Source organism: Pseudobacillus badius (assembly GCF_002189605.1).
Taxonomy (GTDB): domain Bacteria; phylum Bacillota; class Bacilli; order Bacillales; family Domibacillaceae; genus Pseudobacillus; species Pseudobacillus badius.
On the sequence record NZ_MWMM01000003.1, the window covers coordinates 260,157 to 286,796 of the forward strand.

The 26,640-nt window shown below is 44.9% G+C and carries 26 protein-coding genes; 8 read left to right on the forward strand and 18 right to left on the reverse strand.

Annotation, left to right across the window (positions count from 1 at the left end; genetic code table 11):
• Positions 1-56 precede the first annotated feature (56 nt).
• From B1A98_RS07565 to paaK, 11 genes are all read right to left on the reverse strand, one after another.
• Entirely contained in the window at positions 57-1,574 is a 1,518-nt protein-coding gene (locus B1A98_RS07565; protein ID WP_063384658.1) for an aldehyde dehydrogenase family protein, read from the reverse strand.
• Positions 1,575-1,588: 14 nt separating this feature from the next.
• Positions 1,589-2,362, reverse strand: coding sequence for an enoyl-CoA hydratase-related protein (locus B1A98_RS07570; protein WP_063384657.1), 774 nt, complete (start codon positions 2,360-2,362; stop codon positions 1,589-1,591).
• A gap of 14 nt (positions 2,363-2,376) precedes the next feature.
• Entirely contained in the window at positions 2,377-3,153 is a 777-nt protein-coding gene (locus B1A98_RS07575) for an enoyl-CoA hydratase/isomerase family protein (protein ID WP_041095085.1), read from the reverse strand.
• The gene (locus B1A98_RS07580; protein WP_063384656.1) at positions 3,150-3,458 is read right to left on the reverse strand and encodes an EthD family reductase; all 309 of its coding nucleotides are present in this window, start codon (positions 3,456-3,458) and stop codon (positions 3,150-3,152) included. Before B1A98_RS07580 ends, B1A98_RS07575 begins: the two co-directional genes overlap by 4 nt.
• Positions 3,459-3,476: 18 nt before the next feature.
• Positions 3,477-3,977 (reverse strand): 1,2-phenylacetyl-CoA epoxidase subunit PaaD, encoded by a 501-nt coding sequence (gene paaD, locus B1A98_RS07585; protein ID WP_063384655.1) that lies wholly within the window; start codon positions 3,975-3,977, stop codon positions 3,477-3,479.
• 26 nt (positions 3,978-4,003) lie between these two features.
• Positions 4,004-4,816, reverse strand: a complete 813-nt coding sequence (paaC, locus tag B1A98_RS07590; protein ID WP_041095091.1) for a 1,2-phenylacetyl-CoA epoxidase subunit PaaC — start codon at positions 4,814-4,816, stop codon at positions 4,004-4,006.
• A complete protein-coding gene (gene paaB, locus B1A98_RS07595; protein ID WP_041095093.1) occupies positions 4,813-5,157 on the reverse strand; it encodes a 1,2-phenylacetyl-CoA epoxidase subunit PaaB in 345 nt (114 codons plus the stop codon). The genes paaC and paaB overlap by 4 nt, the downstream gene beginning before the upstream one ends.
• Before the next feature lie 25 nt (positions 5,158-5,182).
• On the reverse strand, positions 5,183-6,136 hold the full coding sequence (paaA, locus tag B1A98_RS07600) for a 1,2-phenylacetyl-CoA epoxidase subunit PaaA (RefSeq protein WP_041095095.1): 954 nt from the start codon (positions 6,134-6,136) through the stop codon (positions 5,183-5,185).
• Positions 6,137-6,500: 364 nt separating this feature from the next.
• Positions 6,501-6,740: a ferredoxin gene (locus B1A98_RS07605; RefSeq protein ID WP_041095097.1), complete on the reverse strand. Its 240-nt coding sequence runs from the start codon at positions 6,738-6,740 to the stop codon at positions 6,501-6,503.
• Between the two features lie 41 nt (positions 6,741-6,781).
• Complete coding sequence (locus B1A98_RS07610; RefSeq protein ID WP_063384654.1) at positions 6,782-7,807, reverse strand: NAD(P)/FAD-dependent oxidoreductase; 1,026 nt, start codon at positions 7,805-7,807, stop codon at positions 6,782-6,784.
• 35 nt (positions 7,808-7,842) lie between these two features.
• Positions 7,843-9,171: a phenylacetate--CoA ligase PaaK gene (gene paaK, locus B1A98_RS07615; protein WP_063384653.1), complete on the reverse strand. Its 1,329-nt coding sequence runs from the start codon at positions 9,169-9,171 to the stop codon at positions 7,843-7,845.
• 428 nt (positions 9,172-9,599) lie between these two features.
• On the opposite strand from paaK, the gene B1A98_RS07620 reads away from it, so the two are divergent.
• Positions 9,600-10,061, forward strand: a complete 462-nt coding sequence (locus tag B1A98_RS07620; RefSeq protein WP_305954910.1) for a PaaI family thioesterase — start codon at positions 9,600-9,602, stop codon at positions 10,059-10,061.
• A gap of 82 nt (positions 10,062-10,143) precedes the next feature.
• Here B1A98_RS07620 and B1A98_RS07625 read toward each other — a convergent pair whose 3' ends face one another.
• The 4 genes from B1A98_RS07625 to B1A98_RS07640 form a co-directional block, all read right to left on the reverse strand.
• Complete coding sequence (locus B1A98_RS07625; protein WP_063384652.1) at positions 10,144-10,614, reverse strand: S-ribosylhomocysteine lyase; 471 nt, start codon at positions 10,612-10,614, stop codon at positions 10,144-10,146.
• Between the two features lie 116 nt (positions 10,615-10,730).
• Positions 10,731-11,282, reverse strand: coding sequence for a hypothetical protein (locus B1A98_RS07630; RefSeq protein ID WP_063384651.1), 552 nt, complete (start codon positions 11,280-11,282; stop codon positions 10,731-10,733).
• Between the two features lie 189 nt (positions 11,283-11,471).
• On the reverse strand, positions 11,472-12,152 hold the full coding sequence (locus tag B1A98_RS07635; protein WP_041095107.1) for a response regulator: 681 nt from the start codon (positions 12,150-12,152) through the stop codon (positions 11,472-11,474).
• 25 nt (positions 12,153-12,177) lie between these two features.
• On the reverse strand, positions 12,178-13,332 hold the full coding sequence (locus tag B1A98_RS07640) for a sensor histidine kinase (protein WP_041095109.1): 1,155 nt from the start codon (positions 13,330-13,332) through the stop codon (positions 12,178-12,180).
• A gap of 476 nt (positions 13,333-13,808) precedes the next feature.
• On the opposite strand from B1A98_RS07640, the gene B1A98_RS20400 reads away from it, so the two are divergent.
• The 3 genes from B1A98_RS20400 to B1A98_RS07650 all read left to right on the forward strand — a co-directional run bounded on the left by B1A98_RS20400 (position 13,809) and on the right by B1A98_RS07650 (position 15,716).
• Positions 13,809-13,958, forward strand: coding sequence for a hypothetical protein (locus B1A98_RS20400; RefSeq protein ID WP_158286023.1), 150 nt, complete (start codon positions 13,809-13,811; stop codon positions 13,956-13,958).
• A gap of 3 nt (positions 13,959-13,961) precedes the next feature.
• Positions 13,962-14,603, forward strand: a complete 642-nt coding sequence (locus B1A98_RS07645) for a YigZ family protein (RefSeq protein WP_063384650.1) — start codon at positions 13,962-13,964, stop codon at positions 14,601-14,603.
• A gap of 132 nt (positions 14,604-14,735) precedes the next feature.
• The gene (locus B1A98_RS07650; protein ID WP_063384649.1) at positions 14,736-15,716 is read left to right on the forward strand and encodes an LCP family protein; all 981 of its coding nucleotides are present in this window, start codon (positions 14,736-14,738) and stop codon (positions 15,714-15,716) included.
• 90 nt (positions 15,717-15,806) lie between these two features.
• On the opposite strand, the gene B1A98_RS07655 is transcribed toward B1A98_RS07650, so the two are convergent.
• The gene (locus B1A98_RS07655; RefSeq protein WP_041095113.1) at positions 15,807-16,856 is read right to left on the reverse strand and encodes a glycosyltransferase family 4 protein; all 1,050 of its coding nucleotides are present in this window, start codon (positions 16,854-16,856) and stop codon (positions 15,807-15,809) included.
• A 364-nt stretch (positions 16,857-17,220) separates the two neighbouring features.
• Here B1A98_RS07655 and secA2 point away from each other — a divergent pair, with 364 nt between their 5' ends.
• The gene (secA2, locus tag B1A98_RS07660) at positions 17,221-19,578 is read left to right on the forward strand and encodes an accessory Sec system translocase SecA2 (protein ID WP_063384648.1); all 2,358 of its coding nucleotides are present in this window, start codon (positions 17,221-17,223) and stop codon (positions 19,576-19,578) included.
• Between the two features lie 2 nt (positions 19,579-19,580).
• Positions 19,581-20,483 carry an accessory Sec system S-layer assembly protein gene (locus B1A98_RS07665; protein ID WP_063384647.1) on the forward strand — a complete coding sequence of 301 codons (903 nt, stop codon included), beginning with the start codon at positions 19,581-19,583 and terminating at the stop codon, positions 20,481-20,483.
• A 95-nt stretch (positions 20,484-20,578) separates the two neighbouring features.
• Here the strand turns inward: B1A98_RS07665 and B1A98_RS07670 are convergent, their stop codons facing one another.
• Positions 20,579-21,778 (reverse strand): phosphodiester glycosidase family protein, encoded by a 1,200-nt coding sequence (locus B1A98_RS07670; RefSeq protein WP_063384646.1) that lies wholly within the window; start codon positions 21,776-21,778, stop codon positions 20,579-20,581.
• A 324-nt stretch (positions 21,779-22,102) separates the two neighbouring features.
• Here B1A98_RS07670 and B1A98_RS07675 point away from each other — a divergent pair, with 324 nt between their 5' ends.
• Together B1A98_RS07675 and B1A98_RS07680 are read left to right on the forward strand one after the other, a co-directional pair.
• On the forward strand, positions 22,103-23,548 hold the full coding sequence (locus tag B1A98_RS07675; protein ID WP_063384645.1) for an MBOAT family O-acyltransferase: 1,446 nt from the start codon (positions 22,103-22,105) through the stop codon (positions 23,546-23,548).
• Positions 23,549-23,559: 11 nt separating this feature from the next.
• Positions 23,560-24,609, forward strand: coding sequence for a hypothetical protein (locus B1A98_RS07680; protein ID WP_063384644.1), 1,050 nt, complete (start codon positions 23,560-23,562; stop codon positions 24,607-24,609).
• Positions 24,610-24,725: 116 nt separating this feature from the next.
• On the opposite strand, the gene B1A98_RS07685 is transcribed toward B1A98_RS07680, so the two are convergent.
• Positions 24,726-26,591 (reverse strand): C40 family peptidase, encoded by a 1,866-nt coding sequence (locus B1A98_RS07685; protein WP_063384643.1) that lies wholly within the window; start codon positions 26,589-26,591, stop codon positions 24,726-24,728.
• Positions 26,592-26,640 lie beyond the last annotated feature (49 nt).

A 26,640-nucleotide genomic window follows, 5' to 3' on the forward strand; every position in this document is an offset into this window, starting at 1 on the left:
CTATTCGTAAAGACGGACAGAGGCTTAGCCGCCTTCTGTCCGCACTGATTGATAAATTAAACTCCTAATGGATTAATTGGACGGCTGCCATAGTAAGACAGGATGCTCTTCGTTTCCGTATAGAGATCCAATGATTCAATGCTCAGCTCGCGGCCAAAGCCGGATTGTTTATATCCGCCGAATGGCGTGCCCGGGAAGGCGGAGAATGGGCAGTTGATCATTACGATGCCGGCTTGAATTTGGTTGGCTACACGAGTAGCGCGGGCGCCATCTTTTGTCCAAATAGCAGAACCAAGGCCAAAGTCAGTATCGTTTGCCAATCTGATGGCTTCTTTTTCATCTTTAAATTTCATAACGACAACAACCGGGCCAAAAATTTCTTCTTGGACGACCTTCATGTCGTGATTCACATTAGCGATGACAGTCGGCTCGTACCAGAAGCCGTTTTCGTAGCCTTCAGGATGTACTTGCTTGCCTCCAGCAAGAACCTCAGCGCCGTCTTGGATAGCGGATTGCACATAGCTATCAATTGTATCAAGCTGGCCTTGATCAATGATTGCTCCCATATGAGTGCCTTTATCAAGCGGGTCGCCAAGTTTAATCTTTTTCGCTTTTTCAACGAATTTGCTCACAAACTCGTCATAAATATCTTCATGCACATACAGACGGGAACGCGCCTCACAAGATTGTCCGCTGTTATAGAAAATACCGAACAGGGAGCCATCTACTGCTGCGTCAATATCCGCATCAGCAAATACAAGATTAGGAGATTTACCGCCAAGCTCCAGTGTTACTCGCTTCAATGTTTGAGAAGCTTTTGACATAATGTCTTTGCCGATTGGCGTTGAACCTGTGAAGGCCACTTTGTCTACTTGCGGATGCCCAACTAAGTAGTCGCCCACTTCAGCGCCGGAACCAGGAACGATGTTCACAACGCCAGCTGGAACGCCCGCTTCTTGGCAAATCTCACCCAGTACAATAGTTGTCAGCGGAGTAAGTGAAGCCGGCTTCACGATAACTGAACAGCCGACAGCGATAGCAGGTGCAATTTTCCAAGCAGCCATCATCATTGGGTAGTTCCACGGAGTGATCTGGGCACAAACACCGACAGGTTCTTTTTCTGTATAGTTATGGAATTGGCCAGGGACATTGTTCACTGTGCCGCGGTGGCCTACAATAGCGCCTGCGTAAAATTCAAAGTCTTCAATTGCTTGTGTGATTTGTCCTTGGGCAGCGTGGATTGTCTTACCTGTATCAAGAACTTCCAGCTCAACAAGCTCGTTGAAACGAGAGCGCATGATCGCAGCAATTTTGTTCAGCACTTGCGCACGGCGGCCAACAGGGTACTTCTTCCACTTGCCGTTGTCAAAGGCTTCGCGTGCTGCTGCGACTGCTTTTTCCGTGTCTTCTTTCGATGCTTTTGCTACTTCCGCTACTAATTCACCAGTCGCTGGATTGTATGTCTTGATCGTTTCGCCTGTGCTGCTTTTTACTTTCTCGCCATTGATGATTAAATGATAAAAGTCGCGTTTCACCGCTTCTTGTTCTACTTTCGTTTCTTGAGTTGTTGACATATATTCCACTCCCTTTATTTTCCTGAGAAAACAGGTTTTCTTTTTTGCAAAAATGCTTCGACACCTTCACGGTGATCAGCCGTTAATCCGGCTGCCCGCTGTCCTTGGGCTTCCTGCTCAAGGTAGTCCTCAAAAGAGAGCACTTCAGCGGCTTTCAATGACCGTTTAATGAGACCGATTGCTTTCGTTGGCATAGCAGCCAAACGAGCGGCATACGCGTTCACTTCATCGTTGAAGGCTTCTGCAGAAATCATCGTGTTAGCAAGCCCAAGCTCTACTGCTTTAGCTGCCGGAACCTTCTCTCCTAAAATCGATAATTCTGCCGCTTTTGCCTGGCCAACCAGCTGTGTAAGGAAATAAAGATTGCCTGAATCAGGGATCAAGCCTACATGAATAAAAGCATTGACGAAGCTGGCTTTCTCGGAAACAAGCCTGAAGTCGCAGGCAAGGGCAAGAGAAAATCCGGCTCCTGCCGCTACGCCGTTAACAGCGGCTACAATGGGCTTTTCGCATTGTCTGATTTGTTTGACCATCGGGCCGTAATGCTTCCTCAGGATGTCACCATGATCCATGCTGTCATCGACTTCTGATAAGTCTTGGCCTGAACAAAAGGCGCGTCCTTCTCCTGTAATGACGATACAGCGGACTTCTTCATTCTGCGAAGCAGCTTTCACTGCGTCTTTGATCTCGCGATTCATTTGCGCTGTAAACGCATTCAGCTTATCGGGCCTGTTTAAAAAGAGCCAGGCGACTCCGTCTTTTACATCATAACGGATCGTTTCAAACATTCGACAAGGCCTCCTTACTTTCCTTTATAATTCGGTTTCCTTTTTTCCACAAAGGCGTTCATGCCTTCTTTTTGGTCTTGAGAGGCAAATAGCAAATAGAAATTTTTCCGCTCATATTGCATGCCTTCATACAATGAATAGTCGACCGCTTTGTTCACCGAATCTTTGATCAGGCGAATAGAAAGAGGGGGCTGCTTGGCAATTCTTCCAGCAAACTTCAGCGTTTCCTCCATTAGTACTTCCGGTGCGACAATTTTATTGATGATTCCATGGGCCAAAGCGGCTTCTGCTGGAATTCGTTCACCCGTCCACAGCCATTCAAGCGCTTTCGTGCGGCCGGCAAGCTTTGTCAGCCGTTGAGTGCCTCCTGCTCCCGGCATTACGCCGATGGATACCTCTGGGAAGGAAAACTCGGTGCCGGCTGAGGCAATTAAGATGTCACAGCTTAACGCCAGCTCAAATCCGCCGCCGAATACGAAGCCCTTCACTGCTCCGATAATCGGTTTTTTTATGAGCGCCAGCCTGTCCCAATCAGCAAACTGGTTTAAAAGCTCCAAGCGAATCGGGTCATCCTCGGCCATTTCATCAATATCAGCTCCTGCTGAGAAAGAATGGCCTTTTCCTGTCAATACGATGACACGCACTTCATCATCGCGGTCGAATGCTTCCATCGCCGCCACGATTTCACTGACCATCTTACGGTTCAGCGCATTCAGCTGCCGAGGGCGGTTTAATTCGATAACCGCCGTACCGCCCTCTACAGATGTTTCAATAAATTCAAAACGGCTCATTCTACTTCCTCACCGATCATCAATGTGACAAGATCACCTGCAAACCCCATTAAGTCTTTGCCGGAAGCTTTCCCCTCATCGGAACGCATGCCATTCTTTAAATCTTCCATGCTATCGTAAATCATTTCGCACATGAGATAGTATTCTGCTTCTCCGCCGGTCATCACAGATTTATTAAATTTCGTTACCTTCATTTCACGAAGACCCGGGATTTTTGCCGTAATTGGTCCGTGAACATTGAAATAATGCTCATCAAACTTTTCTTTATCTTTTGGTTGTTTGTATAGTGCCACTACTTTTGCCATCGTACATCCCCTCCACTTTTACATCATTGTCGAAACAGGCTTCATTGCTTCAAAAGGATTTTTGCAGCTTTTGCAGTACAAAATGCTTCTGCAGGCAGTCGGCCCAAAAATATTCTCCATGGTCACATAAGTGGATCCGCAATACGGACAATCCACATGCCAGGAACCGTCTTCTTCAAAGTGCTCTGGCGGCGGAGCAATCCCGAACGCCCGCAAGCCTTTATGCCCTTCTTCCGTGATGCGGTCCGAAGTCCATGGCGGATGAAAAACAAATTCCACTTCCACCTTTTCAACAAACGGAAGTTCCTTCACTGCATTAACTGTATTCTTTTTAATAATTTCTAATGCCGGACATCCCAAAAATGTCGGCAGCAGAACAATTTTCACATCATTCCCGGCTGTAATGACCTCTTCTACCATGCCAAGATCAATAATGCTAACTGTATCAATCTCCGGGTCTTTTACATTCGCTAGCGCCTCATATACTTGTTGATTAACAGATTCTACGGATGTATTCATTAAGGCCACCTCTTTTCGGTATAAAATTACCAAACAGCTACAGGGTCCAATTTATATACTTCAGATAGAGTAGCTAGTGCTCCATCCAGTTCTTCGGTATGTTCGCCATTGCGGCCGTTTTTCTCTGACGCTTCAGGAATCGCCGGTACGGCCATTTCAAGAGATTCAAAAATTGGCGTCATGTTCGCTGTCCATCTGGCCTTCAGTTCTTCCTCACTGGCAATCAATTGATTTCCTTCAATGGCTGCCTTTTCATTTCCGTAAGAGAACACATCCCCGAAATCCTTCATGACGAGCTCCATGGCTGCCGTCATCTTCTGTTTCGCTTCATCTGTGGAGCTTAACAGTTGAACAAACCATGTTTTCCAATGAAGAAGGTGATAGTAAAGCTCCATATTGACCTTTACCGCTGTTTCTGCAAGCGGCTGGTAAGAGCTCTGGCGCAAAGAATCAATTTTCACTTTTTTCGCTTGCGCGTAGAAAAAGTTTCTTACAACAGCATAAGCCCAATCGTACTGAGGCGTCTCCATATAATAGCCTTCACCGTTTACACGCTCAGCCAGTATGCTGTTCTTTCTTTCAGAAGCGGGGCGCAGGTGGGCCAAGTCATCTGCCTTTCCAATGCTGAGCTCCTCTAGCAGTGTGTAATACATCGCGGCGTGTCCCATAGTGTCCTGGCTGATGGAAGAGGAAGCAACGTCTTCCTCAATATGGGGAGCGAGTCCGAGCCATTCGGAACCGCGGAAAGAAATTAAGAAGTCATCATCCGCCAATTGAAATAACAGATTAGTGACTGCCTCTTTATACTCCGGGCTTAATACGTTTTCTGTGCTGCTCATTTGCCGTCTCCTCCCCAGGACAAGATTTCTTTTTCATCAAGCATCTGTTGTTCATAGTGACGCCACTTTTTCTTTAAGTAGCCGTAACCTTTCGTTGTTCGGTATTGTTTATTATCCAGTCTGCCAAGCGTTAGCTTCTCCTCGGCATCCATTGCACGGATATGCTTTCTGTTAACAATCCAAATATCAGCAACCGGCTCGCGGCGCATAAAGTTTTCCTGAGCCATAACCAGCGCCATGTCTTCGTTCGGGGCAAGCAAACTGAACTGATGCTGGAACGCAGAGCTCGGCGTACGCTTGCTGAATACTTCATATTCTTGGTAAAATGTTTTTTCTGCCATTTTCCTTCTGCTCCTCTCGATTTCCTTAGCTTACTGTCGCTGCAAGGGCATCACGCACCCAGGCATTGTTTTCATAAGAAGTTCTGCGCAGGTTCAAACGCTCTTGAGAACGCGGACCTTGGTTTTTGATGATTTTTTTGAATTCCGCCCAATCCGGCTGCTGGTATACCCATACTTTATTTTCTTCATCATAATGCATTGTCGGATCTGGAAGCTTCAAGCCGAGAGATAAGATACGCGGTACATATTTATCAAAGAAGGCTTGCCTTAATTGCTCATTTGTTTTTGTACGGATTTTATATTTAATCGTTACATCCTGTTTAGAAGAACCTGTCGTGTCTTTGCTTGCCGGTCCGAAGAACATCAGCAAAGCATCCCACCAGCGGTTCAAGGCATCCTGAACCATTGCTCTTTGCTCTTCTGTTCCTTCTGCCAACGCCATGATAATTGCCTCTCCGTGCTGTGCATGGAATACTTCTTCTGCACAAATACGCTGAAGGGCTCTTGCATACGGGCCGTAAGAAGCGCCAAGCATGTTTGTCTGAGTAATGATCGCTGCTCCATCAACGAGCCAGCCGATCAACCCGGCATCTCCCCATGTTCTCGTATCCATGTGGAAGACGTTATGGAATTTTAAATCGCCGTTAAATAAATCTTGCATTAAATCGCCGCGGTTTTTGCCGTAAGGCTTCAGCAAGTCCTCCGCTACGCGCAGAAGAAGCTGTCCATGTCCCATCTCATCCTGAACTTTCGCCATGATGCCAAGCTTTCTATGAAGCGAAGGGGCTTTCGGTACCCATTCCTTCTCTGGAAGCGCTCCCATTATTTCGCTGATCCCGTGCATAGAAATTAACTTAATCAGTGCCATACGGTATTCTTCCGGCATCCAGTCATCCGCTTCAATTTTGTCTCCCGCCTCGATCCGCTGCACAAATTGCTCTAATTTTTCTTCTTCAGTCATCATTGTCAGGTTAGACATTGTCTGCTCCTCCTTTAATTCTATCGCAATTCCCCAAATTCATATATAACAGTTTTATAACGTAATTATAAATTATTGTTATACATAATGCAAATATATTCTGATTATTTTATTAAATTTTTTGCTGCAAGCGCCATTCCTCCTAATTTAACAGGAGACAAAAAGAGAGCAGGCGTACAGCCCTATCTGTTTGGCAATGGCCTGCCTACTGAACTCAGGGAGGTCTGTTATGCTCTCCGGCGGCTCGACATCCATCTCAAAAAACAAAAAAAAAGAGGTTCGGAATGATTTCATTCCGAACCTCTTTTTTGTCGACAAACTGAAGGAGACGCCCCTTTGGGACGCCTCCTTGCACCTGCAGCTGTTACACCTTTTCAGCGCAAAACGGCTGTTCAGCTATTTTAATTGACTCTGTCGGACAGCCATCAGCCGCATCCTCTAAATCATCAAGGAAGTCTTCAGGCACTTCCGCTGTTCCTTCGTTATCATCCAGGATGACGTAAGAAATCCCCTCGTCATCGTAATCAAAAATATCCGGCGCGCTCGCCCCGCAAGCTCCGCAGGCAATACAAGTATCTTTATCAACAATGGTGTAAGTTGGCATGATGGTGTTTCCTCCTTTATTGATTAATGAAGCGTTCGGCTTTATTTAGCAGCCTTAGCGGCTTTCTTGTCCGAATCGCCCATAACGGACGTACTGTGAAGCGGCTGCACTCTCGCTTTCGGGTCAATGTAGACCTTCGCATTGCTGACAGCGGTTGGCGCTTCGCCGAAGCCGCTCGCAATCAGCTTCACCTTGCCTTCATATGTGCAAATGTCACCAGCCGCGTAAATGCCCTCAATGTTCGTTTCCATCCGGGAATTGACGACAATGCTGTTCTTCTCAATTTCCAGCCCCCAGTTTTTGATCGGGCCAAGGGAAGAAACGAAGCCGTATGTCACGACCACGTCATCGACATCGATCACTTCTTTTCTGTCTCCTTTCACTTCTTCGAGCACGACTTGTTCGATCCGCTCGTCCCCGATCAGCTCGGCCGGCACAAACGGCGTCTTAATGTCTACCTTCGAGTTTTTCATGGTTTCCACGCTGTGTTCATGGGCGCGGAACTTATCCCGGCGGTGGGCAATCGTCACTTGCTCGGCGATCGGCTCCAGCATCAGCGCCCAGTCTACCGCTGAGTCGCCGCCGCCGAAGACTTGAACTTTCTTTCCGGCAAACTGGTTCAGGTCGTTAATAAAGTAGTGCAGGTTTTTGCCTTCATATTTTTCCGAGCCTTCCAGCTCCAGCTTCCGCGGCTGGAACGCTCCGTTTCCGGCTGTGATCACAACGGTTTTTGTGTAGTGGACGTCAGCATTGGTCGTCAGCTTAAAGATGCCATCTGCCTGTTTTTCCAATTCCTCAACAGCCTCTTCCAAGCAGACAGTCGGATCGAACTGATTCATTTGCTCTCTTAGATTATCGATCAGCTCCTGCGCCCGCACTTTTGGAAAGCCAGCGACGTCATAAATGTATTTTTCCGGATAAAGAGCGGACAGCTGGCCGCCAAGCTGCGGCAGGCTTTCAATGATTTTGCAGGACATTTGCCGCATGCCCGCATAGAAAGCGGTGAACATGCCGACTGGACCTCCCCCGATAATCGTTATGTCAAAAATTTCTTGGTTGTCAGACATTCCGTGTTTCCTCCTTCAATCTACTGTTTCTCTTATTATACGCCTACCGTATCGGAATTTCTCAAATCAACGATCCGGATCGCTTTTCCTTCTGATCGAGGAATTGCTTTAGGAATGTTGAACACAGTATTCATCGACACGAGACATGTGGATTTCATTAAATGCTGAATTTCTTTTTTCATTTGCTGAATGCGAAGGTGGGATAAATCTTCTTCAACTTGCTGATATAGCTCCGCCTCCACTTCAACATGCAGCTCGACCCCATCCATTGTTCCTTTTCTCACGAGGTGAATCTGATAATGCGGCACAAGACCCTCAATTTGCAGAAGCACACGCTCAATCTCAGACGGGAACACATTCACGCCGCGGACAATGATCATATCATCAGTACGTCCTTTCACTCTGGACATTCTGACGGTTGTTCGGCCGCATTTGCATTTTTCTCTCGTAATAGAGGCCAGATCACCGGTGCGATATCTGATGACCGGAAAGGCTTCCTTTGTCAAGCTTGTAAAAACAAGCTCTCCGACTTCCCCTTCAGGAACCGGCTCCAATGTATCCGGATTAATCACTTCAATGAAGAAATGGTCCTCCTGCACATGCAGACCGTCTTGCGCCTCGTAGCACTCGATTGATACACCCGGTCCCATAATTTCACTTAATCCGTAAATATCAACCGCTTTCAAATTAAGTGTTTCTTCCAGCTTCGCACGCATTTCTTCAGACCAAGGCTCCGCACCGAAAATCCCGTATTCAAGGGATGTATTTCGCGGATCTTTTCCCATTTCCTGCATTTTTTCAGCAATGTTTAAAATATAGGATGGCGTGCCGCAAATGCCGCGCGGTTTAAAATCTTCAATAATGGTAATTTGTCTTTCTGTATTTCCGCCGGAGATCGGAACAACTGCCGCCCCTAAAGCCTCTGCGCCATAATGCAAACCAAGGCCGCCAGTAAATAATCCATAACCGTAAGCATTATGGAAGATATCCGATTTCTTGCCGCCTGCTGCTACAATAGAACGGGCGACTACTTCGCTCCATACTTTGATATCATTTGCTGTATAACCAACTACAGTCGGCTTTCCGCTCGTACCGGAAGAACCGTGAATGCGGACAACCTCTTCTTGCGGAACAGCAAATAAACCAAATGGATAGTTATCCCGCAAGTCTTGTTTTTTCGTAAATGGCAGTTTTGTGATGTCATCCAAGCTTTTAATATCCTCTGGAGTAATTTCCAGCTCTTCAAACTTTTTTTGATAAAATTCGACATTATCATACACTCTTCTTACTGTTTGTTGAAGACGCTCCAGCTGCAAGCTCTCCATCTCAGGACGCGCCATTGTTTCAATTTGCGGATTGTACATATATAAGCCCCCCATTGCACATAATTAGCTTTTTCCCCAAAATCCCCTGCGAACGATTTATAACGATTTTGATACGAAGTTTTAAATAATAGTAATATAGTTAAAGTTTAAAATTTGCACAGCACCTTGTCAATAATAATTTCTGAAAATTCATATTTGGCAAGCTCATTTTTATATTCTTTTCATTCAGTTTTGTTAACGTTTCCAAGTTTTTTTGCTAAAGTTGTAACGTTAATCAAGCAAAAGTATAGAAAAACGACGGATTTTAGACTGAATAATCTGACTTATTCATTTACACGATGGCCGAGCTGTGATATTTTAAATCCAGATACTTATAAACAAATACTCGTCTAACGTTTTGAATTTGTATAGATACAACTCACTAACGGACGGTCGAACGCCATCCAGCTGAAAAAACTCAAAGAAGGGTGATTATATTGACTAAACAACTTGACGAGCAAGAAATTCACGAAACTCACTATGAGAAAATTGTTGATACCTTAAAGCAAGAGCCTTACGCCAATCATTTGGGCATTCAGTTAACAGCTCTTGGCAAGGGCACAGCTTCAGCCGAACTGCAAATTCAAGACCATATGCTGAATTCCCACGGCACTGTTCATGGGGCGGTGATCTTTGCTCTTGCTGATTATGTCTTTGCAGCAGCGAGCAATTCTTACGGCAAGGTATCTGTCGGCTTATCCACAAATGTTAATTTTATGGCTCCCGGGCAAAAAGGAGCCATGTTGACAGCTTCAGCTTCTGAGGTGAAGAAAACGCGCCGAGTGGCCTGGTACAGCATTACAGTAGAAAGCGAAGGAAACCTTTTGGCGACAATGGAAGCGACTGTTTATCGTAAAGATCAGTATTTTGTTCCAATTAACCAGCCTTGATAAAGCTTTACTATCCTGAAGGCTCTTTTTTGCAGCTTTTCCTCATTCGGACAGAAGGCTTTTGTCCGAATGAGCAGCTTCACTAGTTAAATACTTCATTCCATTCTTCACGCTTTGACAGCATATAACGAGCCAACTCCTTGGCCCCTTCGAGACTGTGGCTGGCAGCCCAGCCGCATTGGACTTCATTGCAAGCCGGAACCTCAGTCGCCTCTAATACATCTTTCAGCGTCGCTTCCACAATGCGCAAAACATCATCATAATCTTCGTGGTTAATAACCGATAAGTAATAGCCGGTCTGACATCCCATAGGGCTAATATCAACAATTTTGTCGGAATGATTCCGGCTGAATTCCGCCATCATATGCTCCAATGAATGAATGGAAGGCATATCCATATGCTCTTTATTCGGCTGTGAAAAACGAAGATCATATTTGTAAATCTTGTCTCCATTTATTCCCTCTGTGGTGCCGGCCAGCCGAATATAAGGTGCTTTTACTTTCGTATGATCAAGGTTAAAGCTTTCCACGTTCATCTTTTTTTGTTTTGACATCGCGATCGCTCCTTTTTTAGAAAGTAATCTTTCATGCTCAGTCTGCTAAAAGCTCCTCGGCTTCCATCAGTCTGCTCTCTCTATTCCCATTATAGCAATTACTGAATGCGCTTAGGCTATTTCATTGCAGATAAAGCCGTTTGTTTCCAGCCGTCCTTTTCTTTATTGAACGTCATGATTTGCCGCGTCGTTTCCTCGATTTCTTTTCCCGTTTGCAAATCTTTGGTGACGGATTTCATGGCAACAAATATATAAGCTTCCTTTTTTTCCGGGTCATACTTAATAATAACAGTATGTTTCGGCTCCATCTTTGCATCAAATGTATCAAACACTTTCTTTACATATAGACGCTCTTCCTCATAATTGCGTTCGGTGTTTTTCGAGATGGTGTCCATATAGGCATCCAGATCCTTTGAATTGAAAGCATCTACATGGCGGTTGAACGTGTTCATTAACTCCTCTTTTTCCTGCGGAGGGATATTGTCTGCTTCTTCAATCGGCTGAGTAGTCACCGGCGGTTTGGCTTTTTCAGGCTGATCGTCCGCTGGTTTTGGCGCTTCTGCTGCTGGCGGCGCTTCTGTTTGTTCTTTTTGTTCTTTCTCGTCATCGCCGCAACCGGCTAAAAGAACCCCGGCGGCCAAAGCCAGTCCCATGAATTTTCTTATCAACGTGTTCACGTCCTTTCTGCCCTATTGTATGTCAAATCCCCTCCACTCCTCAACTGTGGAACTTCAAAAAGTTGCATCTCGCCGGCAAGCCGTTTCTCGTGCAAGGCCGGCAAACCATTGGATAAACAAAACACTTACATAAAAAGCACTGTGCAAATTTGCACAGTGCTTTAGGATCGTTTGCTTCTCTTATCTGACTTCGACCCAGCCTTTTTTAATCGCGGTCACAACGGCTTGAGTACGGTCATTTACATTCATTTTTTGCAGGATATTGCTAACATGGTTCTTTACTGTTTTTTCACTAATATAGAGCGCTTCCCCAATGGCGCGGTTGCTCTTTCCGTCAGCCAGAAGCTGCAGAACCTCACATTCACGCCGAGTAAGCAAATGAAGCGGCCGGCGCACTTCTGTTTGTTGGAAGCCTTTTCCTTTTTGGTCATCATTAGCAAGCCGGCGATAATCTGCGATCAGATTGTGTGTTACACGCGGATGCAAGTAAGAACCGCCCTCAGACACCACTTTAACCGCTTCGATTAAAGCATCTGCATCCATTTCTTTTAATAAGTAACCCATAGCGCCTGACTTTAAAGCATGCGTGACATAATTTTCATCGTCATGAATAGAAAGGATGATGACTTTTGTATCCTGGAACTTTTGCACTAGCTCACGCGTGGCTTCTACACCATTTACTTCCGGCATGTTGATGTCCATAAGCACCACATCGGGATGATGCTCTTCGATAAGCGCAAGCGCGTCTCTTCCGTCATCTCCCTCAGCTACTACCTCAAAGGACTCTTCAAATTCTAAAATCCGCTTTACTCCTTCGCGGAATAATTGATGATCATCAATAATAACGATTTTCGTTGTCATTGGTCTGCCTCCCTTAATTCAAACTCTAATCTACAATCGGAACACGAATCATCACGAGTGTTCCATCATTCGGTTTAGAATGGATGGAGAGGTCGCCCTCCAACAGTTCAAGGCGCTCTTTCATTCCCATAATGCCAAATGAACTTGATTTCTTTTCTCTTATATCAAACCCGCGGCCGTTATCTTTAATGACAGCCAAAGCTTGATGTGCTTTTATTTCTAGTTTCACGGTAATGGATGTCGCTTCAGAATGCTTGAGTGCATTTTGCACAGACTCTTGAATCAAGCGGAATAAAGCGACTTCAAGCTTGGAGGGAAGACGCCGTTCGCTTCCCATATTTGTAAAATGAATCTTTGTTGTTTTTTTTAATGATTGGACATGCTCTTCAACCGTAGCTAAATACTTTTTTAGCGTAGGAACGAGCCCAAGGTCGTCAAGCGCCATTGGACGTAAGTCATAGATAATCCGGCGGACTTCATACAAAGCGGAGCGAACCATCTGCTTTAAGCTGCGAATTTCTTTAAATGCTTCGTCTACGCCTCGCTCTCTGTACAGTCGCTCAATTAAATCAGATCTGAGCAGCACATTAGCCATCATCTGTGCCGGACCGTCGTGTATTTCGCGTGACAGCCGTTTCCGTTCTTCTTCCTGCGCCTCCATAATTTGCAGTCCGAACTCCTGCTTTAAGCGGGCATCTTCAAGTACTTCGCCAATTTGCTTCATGTCTTGCGTTAAATAATTTAAGACAACAGATACTTGAGAAACGAGGTGCTCGGCTCGCTCAATCGTCGATTCAATCGTTGACAGGCGCCGTTCAAGATCATTTCTCTTCTCTAGAAATTGCTTTTCCTTTTGTCTGGAAACAAGTAGCTGCATTTGGAGATTGTGTGCTTTTTCATAAGCCTGACGGACCGTTTCCTCAGAATATGTATGGAAATTCTGGCTCACCTCTGATAATCGGTTTCTTGCCATCCTGACTTTTGTCTCTAGTTCATCCTGCTCGTCAATTAAATCGTGTACTTGAATACGAACTTGCTCAAGTTCCCCGAGCAAAGATTCATAATCGCGCCTGCTCTGTTCGGCAATCGCAAACAGTTCTCCCTTGCTCTGATCTACGGTCACAATCATTTTCTTTAAGATCGTGTCTAAAAGTGATGTATTGGTATTTTTTGCAGCCATTAGGTAATCCCTTCCTCAACATTCCTATTTTACCTTCATTTCATCTGCATCACTATAATGAAGGTAGGCTTTGTGAGAAATCCCTCTAAAAGACCCTTAAAATTCAAAAAATATTGAAACAAGAAGCTGAATTAGACCTAAATTTCTGGTATTTTCCAGCAATTTCAGAAGGACCTCTTTACCTATTTAGCCCGTCTCCCCAGCGATTATACAACTTTGAGGCTGCATTCATTATATCACGACTAAATTTCCTATACATTAAAGTTTAATTACTATTGCGTTAAAAAGATTTCTATTTGCGTAAAAAGAACCATATCGCTTTGCTCCTTTTTTGTTTTCATATATCATAAGAATGATTAGTACCCATCTTTTCATTAATTAAACCTGAAATCTAAGGATTTTTTAAAATTACTGGTTTTACTAATCATTGATGCCGATGTTGATTTTTTCACTTATTCGGGTAAAGAGGCTTTTATGTGCAGCTTCAAGAGATGCTGGCAATGAATCGGACAGCAAAAATCATGAAGGGACATGTGCGTTCTCTTCTCGCTTTTTCATGCCATGCAAATAACCTGATCATCCGCACAATACTCGATGATCACCAAATTATTTTATTGGAGGAATGAACCTTGCTCCCGCTTTATTACACAGTTAAGGGGTATGGTGAAGAAGAAATCACCATCCAAAAATCCCGTTTCATCGCCTATGTCAATCGGGCAGAAACGGAAGAACAAGCGCAGGCATTCATCGCTGAAATTAAGAAGAAAAACTGGAACGCCACCCATAATTGTTCTGCTTATATGATCGGCGAAACAGACCATATCCAAAAAGCAAACGATGACGGCGAGCCAAGCGGAACAGCCGGCCTTCCCATCCTTGAAGTATTAAAGAAACGCGGCTTAAAAGATACCGTTGTCGTTGTCACCCGCTACTTCGGCGGAATTAAGCTTGGCACAGGCGGCTTAATCCGCGCCTACGGAAAGTCTGCTTCTGAAGGAATTAACGCTGCGAAAGTGGCGGAACGCCGGCTTATGCAGGTCATGAAAGCCTCTATTGACTATACTTGGCTTGGGAAAGTGGAAAATGAACTTCGCTCTTCTATTTATGAAATTAAAGACATTCATTATCTTGATACAGTCACTGTGGAGACATTTGTTGAAGAAAGCCAAAAAGAGGCATTTACTGCCTGGATCACAGAATTGACCAATGGGCAAGCTGTGATAACAGAAGGCAAACAGCTTTACCAGGAGAAAATTGTCGATCCTTCGTAGAATATTAAAGAATGTGCCAAAAATTAAATTTACGCCTGCTGTATTTCATAGTAAAATGTAGTTTGGTCTTTGAAGAATTATGAACATTTATAATTCTCGCCGGATTACTCTATTTTGAAGGAGTTAAATTATATGTCATCAGATAGACAGCGTCTACAAAAGCGCAAGAGGCAAAAGCGCAAGCGCCGTATTGCCTTTCTTATTCTATTGCCAATTGTGTTTCTTACATTTACAGCTGCCGGTTACGGTGCCTTCCTATACAAAAAAGCAGAAACGATCTTTACAGGCTCTTATATGGATGACGGCCGCAAAAAGTCCGCTTTGCGCGATGCCGAAGTTCACCCGCTGAACGATAACATTTCAATTTTGTTCATTGGAATTGATGAAAGTGACGTGCGCACGAAGGAGGATAAAGCCCGTTCAGATGCTTTAATGCTGGCTACTTTAAACGTAAAGGACAAGTCCATTAAGCTGCTCAGCATCCCTCGTGATTCTTATGCCTACATTCCAAAGGTGGGCTATAAAACAAAAATTAACCATGCCCACGCCTATGGAGGACCAAAGGCAACCATTGATACAGTGGAAGAATTATTAGACATTCCCGTTGACTATTATGTTCGCATGAACTTCTATGCTTTCATGGACGTAGTCGATGCATTGGGCGGCATTAAGTTCAATGTGCCGTACAAGTTATCAGAAAAAGACTCTAACGACCGTCACAACGCCATCAAGCTTGAACCAGGCGTTCAAGAATTAAACGGCGAAGAAGCCTTAGCCGTTGCACGGACGCGTCACTATGACAGCGATATTGAACGCGGCAAGCGTCAGCAGCAGCTATTGGAGGCGGTTATAAAAAAAGCTACTTCTTTCAACTCTATTACCAAGTATGATGAAATTCTGGAAGCAGTTGGCTCTAATATGACAACCAACATGACATTTAGTGAAATGAAGTCCCTCATTAACTATGGAAAATCAGGAAACATGGAATTTGAATCCCTTACTTTACAAGGTGAAGATGACGAAATGAAGAATGGCGCTTATATTTACCGCCTGGATGAAGAAGATCTCGAGGTCATTAAACGTAAATTGTCCCGTCATCTTGAAGTGGATTAATGAAAAATAAAAAAACAGGTTAGCACCCAAGAACGATGTCAGGCACTAACCTGGAAGCCAAGAAGCTGCCGGAATAATCCGGCAGCTTCTTTAGTTCCTTTTGATGCGGACACGCATAAAGTTAAGGAGCGGTTTATAATTTGCATGAACAAGACCAATGCTTTCAACAAATAATTCAATCGCCACGGCAAGGACCGCCACCATAATGAACGCTCCCCAAATAGTGGCCATGGAGAAAATGACCGCCGCCAAGCCAAACATGGAGGCAAGCGCGTAAATGATAATAACTGTCTGCCTGTGAGTATATCCCATACGCAGCAAACAATGATGGAGATGCGATTTATCCGGTGCTGACAACGGCTGTTTATTGACCTTCCTTCGAACAATCGCGAAGAATGTATCAGAAATCGGAACACCTAAAATAATGATGGGAATGATTAATGAAATGACGGTGATATTTTTAAAGCCAAGCAACGACAGAACAGCAATAATATAACCGAGAAACAGGGCGCCTGTATCCCCCATAAAAATCTTGGCCGGGTGAAAATTATAACGCAAAAAGCCAAGTGTGCTCCCTAGCACAAGCAAAGCCATACTCATCACATAGACGTCACCCTTCATAAAAGCCATCAAGCTGATCGTCACAAGGGCAATAGATGACACACCGGCTGCCAAGCCGTCCAGTCCGTCAATTAAGTTGATCGCATTAGTAATGCCTACAATCCACAAAATCGTCAGCGGCACGCTCAAAAATCCAAATTCCATTTCACCGCCAAACGGCAAGGTAATGAATTCCATCTTTACCCCGCCATATAAAACAACTACAAGAGCAGCCAGCAGCTGGCCGCCGAGTTTTGCTTTCGCCGATAACTCAAACCGGTCATCGAGCACACCGGTTATAATAATAATGACGCCGCCGATCACGATCGCCAAATTAAATGGCGATTGCGGCTTCAAAAGAAGCAGACCAATCATAAAGCTGATAAATATTGCCAAGCCGCCCATTCGGGGCATCACCTTTTCATGAACCTTCCGATAATTAGGCTTATCCACCGCACCAATGGCAATGGCCATTTTTTTTACGAGCGGCGTAATGGCAAGTGATGCCAGCACACAGATCACAAAAACCAGGGAAACCATGAAGTACCTCCTTCAGCTATAGACAAACAAACGTTACGCTTCTGTATTTAGTAGCATGCAACAACAGCAGCCGACTGATTACCTGCTTACTTTATCTTTCCTCATAAATTCATTTCACCTCAATATTATAATGGCATTTTAAAGCAACTTCCATGAAAAACGAGTGAAAATCTGCTGTTTTTCTTTTCCCGGTCTTAGATATTGTCCAAACCTCTTGTTTTCTGTCTTTTTATGCAATTTTTTCTTTATTTTTACAATAATCTAGATATATTAGTCATCCGTTTCTTCTTTTGGTAAAATAAAATAATGACTGATTATCCCACCTGCGTTTAATTGAAATTTCTCCGAGGGAGCGTACAGATATATGATTTCGTTTTTTAAAAAGCTGGGCGATTCAAACGATCAGCGTTTAAAGAAATATTACAAAGAAGTAGAAAAGATTAATGCGTTAGAAGCCAGCTTTGAAAAGATGTCAGATGAAGAATTAGCTCATATGACGGTCGTGTTCAAAGAAAGACTGGCACAAGGCGAGACAGTGAACGATATTCAAGCCGAAGCGTTCGCTGTTGTCCGTGAAGCATCCAAACGGGTACTCGGCATGCGCCATTATGACGTGCAGCTGATTGGCGGAATGGTGCTGACAGAAGCAAATATTGCTGAAATGGCAACAGGTGAAGGAAAAACACTTGTCGCTTCTTTGCCGAGTTACTTGCGGGCCTTGGAAGGAAAAGGCGTTCACGTCATCACAGTGAATGACTACCTGGCCAGCCGTGACTGCGAAACGATCGGCCCGCTCCATGAATTTCTCGGTCTGACTGTCGGTTTGAATTTGCCTATGATGGACCCGGAAGAAAAGCAAAAAGCCTACCAGGCGGATATTACATATGGGGTCGGAACCGAATTTGGATTCGATTATTTGCGCGATAACATGGTGTGGCATCCTTCCCAGCGTGTACAGCGCCCTTATCACTTTGCCATTATCGATGAAGTGGACAGTGTCCTGATCGATGAAGCAAAAACCCCTCTTATTATTGCCGGCAAGATGCCCGCAAGCGCGGATCTTCATGTGATTGGGGCCCGTGTAGCCAGCCGCTTCGTTCAAGATGAAGATTATCATCTTGATGACGAAACAAAAGCCGTCAGTCTCACGGAACAAGGAATCGAAAAAGTAGAAAAAGCCTTTGGCGTCGACAATCTATATGAGCTGGAGCACCAAACCTTGTACCACTACATGATCCAGGCAGTCCGTGCCCATGTGATGTTTGAGAGAGATGTTGACTACATTGTCAAAGACGGAAAGGTGTTACTCGTTGACATGTTCACTGGACGGACAATGGAAGGACGGACTCTAAGTGACGGTCTCCACCAGGCCATTGAAGCGAAGGAAGGTCTGGAAATTACGGATGAAAATAAAACGCAAGCTTCCATTACGATCCAAAATTACTTCCGGATGTACCCGCACCTCTCCGGCATGACCGGCACGGCGAAAACCGAGGAAAAGGAATTCCAGCAGGTTTACAACATGCAAGTCGTGCAAATTCCGACAAACCGCCCTAAACAGCGGGTAGATATGCCGGATAATATTTATGCAACAGAGGAAGCTAAATATAAAGCAGTCACAGAAGAAGTAAAAAAACGGCATGCGACCGGACAGCCAGTTCTTGTGGGCACTACATCTATCCTGCAATCAGAAAAAGTAGCGGACTACTTTAAAGAAGCAGGCTTATCATTTGAGCTGCTGAATGCGAAAAGTGTCGAGCAAGAGGTGGAGCTGATTTCCCGTTCCGGCCAGAGAGATCATATAACAATTGCCACGAATATGGCGGGCCGCGGCACCGACATTCTTCTTGGTGACGGCGTAGCCGAGCTGGGCGGACTCTTTGTATTAGGCACGGAACGCCACGAAAGCCGCCGAATCGACAACCAGCTGAAAGGCCGCTCCGGCCGTCAAGGCGACCCAGGAGCAAGCCAATTCTTTATCTCTTTGGAAGACACGATGTTCCGCCGCTTTGCCAAGGAAGAATTGGAAAAACTATCAAAAAAATTGCGGACAGATAAAAATGGCATCGTCTTAAACAAAAAAATGCCGGAGTTTGTGGACCGGGTTCAACGTATCGTAGAGGGCGCCAACTTCTCCATGCGGGAATATAACTTAAAGCTTGATGACGTTATTAATGAGCAGCGCGGCATTATATTCGGCTTGCGCAATCAAGCCGTCGACCTTGATAAGCACTTTGACCGTTTTCTGGGGATTATGCAGGAAGCAGCACGCAATGAAATGGACCGGCTCTGCCCTGCTGATGAGCCAACAGATGAATGGCAGGTAGACCAGCTTGCCGGGAGCCTGAGCACTTTGCTTGGCGGCCGTCCGGTCCATCTGCCCGAAGAAGTAATAAGCAGAAAAGAAATGGAAGAGCTGACCGAACAGGCCATCGCTGCTTATACTGAGGAATTAACCGCTGCTTATGAGCCGGATTGGGATGACTATATTAAACAAATTATTTTATCTGCGATTGATCGGCTCTGGGTCGAGCATTTGGAAAACATGACCCGTTTAAAGGAAGGAATCGGCCTTCGCTATTATCAGCAGGAGGACCCGATGAGGATTTATGCGCGTGAGGGCCTGCAGCTATTTTCAGATATGCATCATCAGCTCCAAAAAGAGATCGCCATTCACTTTGGCCGTCTGATCAAGGAATTAAACAATAAGGAGTTGGAATAACTATGTTTTCATTTTTTAAAAGCAAAAAACGTGATTCAGATCAACTAAAAAATGACGGGCGTGAAAGCGCTGTTGCTTCAAGTGAGCTAACCGGCAGCGACGCAGCGGAATCTTCGGAGGAAGTAGAGACGGAGCTTTCCCTTCATCCCTCCTCCAACGTTCCCAAAGAGCAAATGTACGTGCTGCGCTTTTTGAACAATGAGCTTCCTCCTTTGAAAGCGAACCAACTGTCGCTATCAGGCATTGAATGGGAAGAGCAGCCTCAAGGACTGGCCGTTTCCGCTTTTGTGCGCAATTCCGTGGATAAGGGCATTCAACTTGGCGATGTTTCGCTTCTATTAATCAATGAAAAAAATGAAGTGAAAGCTAGACACGATTTTCATTTGGCAGAATTAGGCGAGATTCCCGCTAAGAGCAGCCGTCCATGGACATTCATCTTCCCGCCTGCTTCTATTGACCAGCAAGTGGAGCTGGAAAAAGAAAACTGGACACTGGCATTTGACTTGACCTCAAAGGAGCATCGGCTTGATCTGGCTGAATCCTGGGAGGAGGCTTTGCCGGAAGCGGAAAAAGAAAAGCTGGAGCAAATCGTCAAAGACCTTGGTGCTCCCGGCAAAAATGAATTGAACTTTACCGGATTGCAGGCACAGGTAGCTGAAGACGGAAAGTTCCATGTCACTGTGCTCATCCGTAACGGTTATGATAAGCTGATCAACATTGAACAGCTTCCCCTGCAAGTACTCGACAGCGAAAGAGCGGTGATTGCTGAAGGGCAATTTAACTTTGGAAGCTTAGAAATTAAGGCAAACACAACGAAGCCATGGTCCTTTATCTTTCCTAAAGAGCTATTAAAAAAAGAAACTCCGGATCTGTCAAGATGGAGCGTACAAGTTAAAAGCAATTAAGTAAAGCTAGCTTGAGAAAATGATCAAGCTGTTTATGCGCAAGCCTGCTTTCCATTCCGAAAGAAAAGAGCGTTCCGGGAATTCCCGGAACGCTCTTATTTCGCTTGAAATACCTCTAAAATAGCCGAAACCGTTCGTTCCCGGCCATCTGACGGCCTGTTTAACACTTTTGCTTTACTGGAGCCCATAGCCCGGCCTGTTAACGTTGTGGATCCTCCGCCGTCTAAGTTCAGCGCCTGATAGCCTCCCAGGCTTTTTAAATAGGCAGCAAATTCAAGCAACGTCATTCCTGTCCGCCCTTTTTGGCGGCCATCGACAGTAACGAAAAATACTTTTTTGCCTGAACGGTCAACCATGACAGCAGACCGCGGGGCTCTTATCCGCGCATTGGGGCTTGTTGCTGCCATGGTCATGGAGACTTTTCCTTTTTGGACAAGCAGCGGTCCGCTGGCGAGCATGAACTGGCTCCCCCGCCACTTCTCTTCCGGCTGAATAGTCACTGACACAGGGTCGCCGCGCTTTAATGATTTTAACACTTCCGTCTTCTCTCCTTGACCCGATAAGACAAAGCCGTTTTTCGGAATAACGGAGCTGGACTGCTCGCCGTAGTCTCTAATAGAAGTAACTTTTCCCGTAACTGCTTGACCAAACTTGGCTCCCGGGTCGAGCGGCTGATCTAATCCATCAACAGTGACCTCATAGCCGTGCGGATTCGTTCTCGTATGATTAAACTTCATGCTTCTTGTATAGAAGATTAACTCATCCTTCTCACGGGATTCGTTATAGCCTGTTATCGGAAGGCTGGTCTCTCCGGCCTTTGCTGTCACCGATAAGTGAAAACGGTCAATCATTGCCTTGCCGTCCTTTCTTACGCCAAATGCAGCCGGCACATACATATAATCGGTATTTTTATTGGATACCACTCCAAGGTTATCCAGACGATGTTCTTTAGCAAGTAAATAGGCCGGTTCCCTTGTATTAAAGTGAAAAAACGAGGCATTGATGGCCCCAAGCTGTCTTTGCCCTGGCGGCATTTGACGGTTGGACAGGGCAGATGCTTTATTCAGGCGATAATAGGGCATGGGCAAATGATAAGAAATGCTATGCCCCCTCTTTGTTAAATCCACGGCCATAATATCGATCGACTGATCCTTCCCATTCACTTTCGTATAGATATGTCTCCAGTTCACCCCATTGCTTAATGCTGTGGTTTTTGCTAAGCCCTCCGTCGGAAAAGCCAGCATCAGGACAAGCATTAACAGAAGCGTCCCTGTTTTTCTTTGGCGCAAAATCAAAATCACCCTCTTTTTGTAAAACCAGTATAATTATACCAAACTATATATCTATTTTGGCTTATTTCTTCCAAAAAGAAAAAAGCATCTGCTCATTAAGAGCAGATGCTTTCGGGCCATCCAACCGTTGCCACTTCATTATTGTCAAATTACAAAACAGAAAACTATACTTTTATTGTACCATAACTCTTCGTTTTCACAAGAAATATTTTCATTTAATGGATATAATATCTTGAAAAGAGGACAGGCCCTGCCGTTGTGTTCATTTATTCATTGTAGTATGATTAGTTCGCCATTATTTTCCGTTGTTTTTTGGAGGAGATCCACTTGATTTTTAATTCGTTTGAATTTATTTTTTTATTTCTTCCTATCGTTTTGCTTATCTATTTTTTGCTGAACCAGTGGAACTTCACCCTTGCTAAAGCTTGGCTGCTTGCTGGGTCCCTGTTTTTCTATGGATGGTGGAACCCCAGCTATTTGCCGTTGATTCTTGCTTCGCTCGTCATCAATTTTCTTGTCGGCACAGCCCTTGGCAAAGAGTATTTCACTGACAGAAAAAAGTGGATTTTAACGGCTGGTATATTATTTAACGTGGGCCTGCTCGGCTATTTTAAATACTATGATTTTTTCGTGGAAAATATCAATTTCTTATTTAATGAATCTATTCCGTTAAAGAACCTGCTGTTGCCGCTGGCCATCTCGTTTTATACCTTTCAGCAAATAGGTTATTTGGTAGACTCCTATCGCGGTGAAACGAAAGGATATCACGTCTTAGACTATTGTTTGTTTGTTACCTTTTTCCCGCAGTTAATCGCTGGGCCGATTGTTCACCACCGCCAGGTCATGGAGCAATTCCGCCAAAAAGAAAACCGGCGGCTGAATCCGCAAAACTTTGCTCTTGGGCTGCTCATATTCAGTATGGGCTTGTTCAAAAAAGTGGTCATCGCTGATTCGTTTGCCATCTGGGCGAACAGAGGCTATGCGATGGCCGAACAATTAACATTTGTGGACGGCTGGATGACAGCTCTTTCTTATACATTCCAGCTATATTTTGACTTTAGCGGCTATTCCGATATGGCCATCGGCGCCGGTTTGTTGTTCAATATTCATTTGCCAAAAAACTTCTTTTCGCCTTATAAGGCACTGGATATTCAGGATTTTTGGAGAAGGTGGCATATTACTTTAAATACTTTTTTAACCCAGTATATTTATATCCCGCTCGGCGGCAGCCGCAAAGGAACGGCCCGGACCTATGTCAACATTTTAATCATCTTCTTTATTAGCGGAGTTTGGCATGGAGCAGGGTGGACCTTTATCGTTTGGGGCATGATGCATGGAATAGCGAGCGTCATTGCCCGTGCCTGGAAACGCGCCGGGCACTCGATGAATAAATGGCTTGCCTGGTTTATTACATTTAACTTTGTTAATCTGGCATGGGTCTTTTTCCGGTCTCCTGATTTCGCCACGGCTCTTCATGTCCTCAAGAGCATGGCCGGATTGAACGGTATCTACTTGCCTAAAGAAGTCATTGAAGCTTTACATATCCCGCTTGGCAGCCCTGTGCTATTCAACTTTAGTCTCGGCAGTTCTTTTGCAGAAGTATTGCTGTACATTGCTGGCGGTTTGCTGATCGTTCTATTTGCCAAAAACTCTATTCAATGGAGAGATGAATTTGAACCGAGAAAGACGGTTGCATTATATGCCTCTGTGCTTTTTCTCTATTCTGTCATGCAGCTCCAGCAAGTAACTGCATTCCTTTATTTTAATTTTTAAGGTGGATCGTCATGAAACAAGCTAAGCAATTTATTGTTATTTTCTTTCTTCCGGTCATCTTGATTTTGAGCGGAATAGCCGCCTTTAACTTTTATATCGATCCTTATTGGACGTATGGCCATAACCACTCGTATAATGATCATCAAATATCGGTTGATGAACGGGAGCAAAAAACAAACCGCGTCTATTTTCAAGACTTTTCCTATGATACGATCATTCTTGGCAGCAGCCGAACGGCATACATTAATCAAAACCGCTTTCGAGGCATGAAGGCTTATAATTACTCTGTGAATAACATGTCCATTCGTGAATATGATACGTTCCTGCAATTTGCAGAGAAACAAAGCACGCAGAAAATTAAACGAGTCATTATCGGTATGGATTTTTTTAAATCCAGCATTCAGGAAAGCGAACAGCCTGTTTCTTTGAGAAATTATGAGGAAAAGGTGCAGCAGCGTTTTTATCGAGCCAGAAACTTGATCTCTTTGGACCTGTTTAAATACGCTCTTCAAAATTTTCAAATGTCAAAAAACAACGAAGTGAGCGAGCTGCGCGTCTATGATCGCCATAATATCGCCTATGCAAAAAAAACAAACGCAGCAGAGAGGCTGGAAAATACAGAGGAAAAAATCGAGCGGTTCCGGGATGAGTTTTACGGAAGAAACTATCAATATAATCCAAGGTACAAAGAATACTTGCTTCTTTTTAAGCAGCGGCATCCGGATGTCGAATTGATTGTTTTTACAACACCGATTTCCGCCCGTCTGTTCCAAACGCTGATAGAGGAAGGGCAGCTGGATGATTACGAACGCTGGCTGCGTGACATTACTTCCGTATTTGGCGGAGTCTATAATTTCATGTATCCCAATAAAGTCACGCTGGATCTGAACAACTATTTTGACGGCCATCATTTCTATCCGCATGTTGGCGACCAAATTGCCGCCCGTATTTTGCAGGGACCCCATGTACCAAACAGTGCATTCGGTGTTTATGTAACCGACGCAACGATTGATGCACACCTTAAAGAAGTTGAGCAGCTGGCAAAGCAACTGGCTCCATAACAAAAAAACGGCGCCGTCCTGATCAGGGACGGTGCCGTTTTTTGTTTATAGCCGCCTTTTCGACTATTCCCGTTCAGGGCAACACTTGCTGATCGGGAATGAAGAAAAACTGCCTGTTAGTAAAAGCGCTTAAAGCTGTCAAACCGCTGCTTAAAGTAACTGTTATCCAGACTCGTGATGGTAATTCCTTGTGAAGAGCTCGCCTGAATGAACTGGTTGCCGCCAATATAGATGCCCATATGGGAAATGCCTTTTTTATACGTATTTACGAAGAATACCAAGTCGCCTACCTGCGGCTTATCGACATAGTAGGAACGGCTGTAGTAGCCTTCCGTATTGGTACGCGGGATGCTCTTGCCGGCTTTATTAAATACATAGTAAATGAAGCCGCTGCAATCAAAGCCGGAGGGCTGAACGCCGCCCCATACATATGGAGTGCCGAGATGCTTCTTAGCCTCTGCAATCAATGACGCCACGGAAAACGCCCCGCCGCCAGAAGAGCCTGGCTTGCTGGAAGGAGGCGTGCCCGTCCCTGATCCTCCGCCGCTGACCTTTAAGATCTGGCCGGCAAATATCATATCAGATGTTAATTGATTCAGCCTTTTTAATTCGGCTAAGCTTATTTGATGCTTTTGGGCGATGAGGCTTAGCGAATCACCGCTTTTGACCGTATAATTCCCGGAGGACGGAGATGGCGTCACCGGCGGCTTCGGTTTCGGCTGGGACGGTGTCGGCTTGCTCGCTCCTGGCTTGCCGCTCACCTTGAGATTCTGGCCAATAAATATCATATCAGACGTTAATTGATTGAGCTGCTTTAACTCTGCTAAGCTCATTTGATGCTTTTGCGCAATGAGACTTAACGAGTCGCCGCTTTTGACCGTATAACTGCCGGAAGATGGCGATGGCGCGGCCGGCGGCTTTGGTTTCGGCTGAGACGGTGTCGGCTTGCTCGTTCCCGGCTTGCCGCTCACCTTGAGCTTTTGGCCAATAAATATAAGGTCTGCTGCCAATTGATTAAGCTGCTTTAATTCCGTCACGCTCATTTGATGTCTTTTAGCAATAAGACTTAGCGAATCACCGCTTTTGACTGTATAACTGCCAGAAGATGGTGATGGTGTCACCGATGGCTTCGGTTTTGGCTGCGAAGGCTTTGCAGCCGCCGGTTTGCCCTTCACCTTGAGCGTTTGGCCTGCATAAATCATATGGGACGCCAGTCCATTCAGCTTCTGCAGTTCAGCCACTGTCATATTATGCGCTTTTGCAATGGCACCAAGTGAATCGCCGCTCTTTATTGTATAAGTACCGGCAGAAGCGATCCTTGCAGACAGCGCTGGCGGTTCATTTTCAGCAGTCGTCTGGCTGCTTATCTTTAATGTTTGCCCTGCATAAATAGAGTCATTTTCAAGTCCGTTTAATTGCCGAAGCTGGGCTGGCTCCATCTGATAAGCTCTTGCAATAGCTCCCAGTGTATCCCCTCGCTGTACTATGTATGTTCCTGTCACAGGCAGCTCTTTAACTTCTGCTTCTACAGCTGGCTTGGCTGCTTGTGTATGTAATTCTGCTTCTGGGAGAGGACGCTGAACGGCAGCAGACTGATGGACAGCCTTGTTTCCGCTTACCTTTAGTTTCTGTCCTGCATAAATTGTGTTGTTTTCCAGCTGATTCAATTGCTTTAATTCTGTTTCTGGCATCTGGTACAGCTGAGCAATGGCGTGAATCGTCTCGCCAGCTTGAACAATGTGCGTGCTTTCGGAAGCCCCGGAAGAATGGCTGGCTACCGTTAAGGTCTGATTTACTTGGAGAGCGTCATTTTCTAAATTGTTTAATGCCTTCAATGTGCTGACGTCTATTTCATACTGTTTAGCAATACTGTCTAATGTTTCACCTGGTTTAACAACATGCTGTTCAGCTGCATGAACAAGTGTAGCCGCCCCGGTGGAAAAAAAAGCTGCGGTTGATAGCGTAAATATACTTTTTTTCATCTCGAACCCCTTATCACCGGAAAGATCCGTTTTTTTTTATATCGGCTAT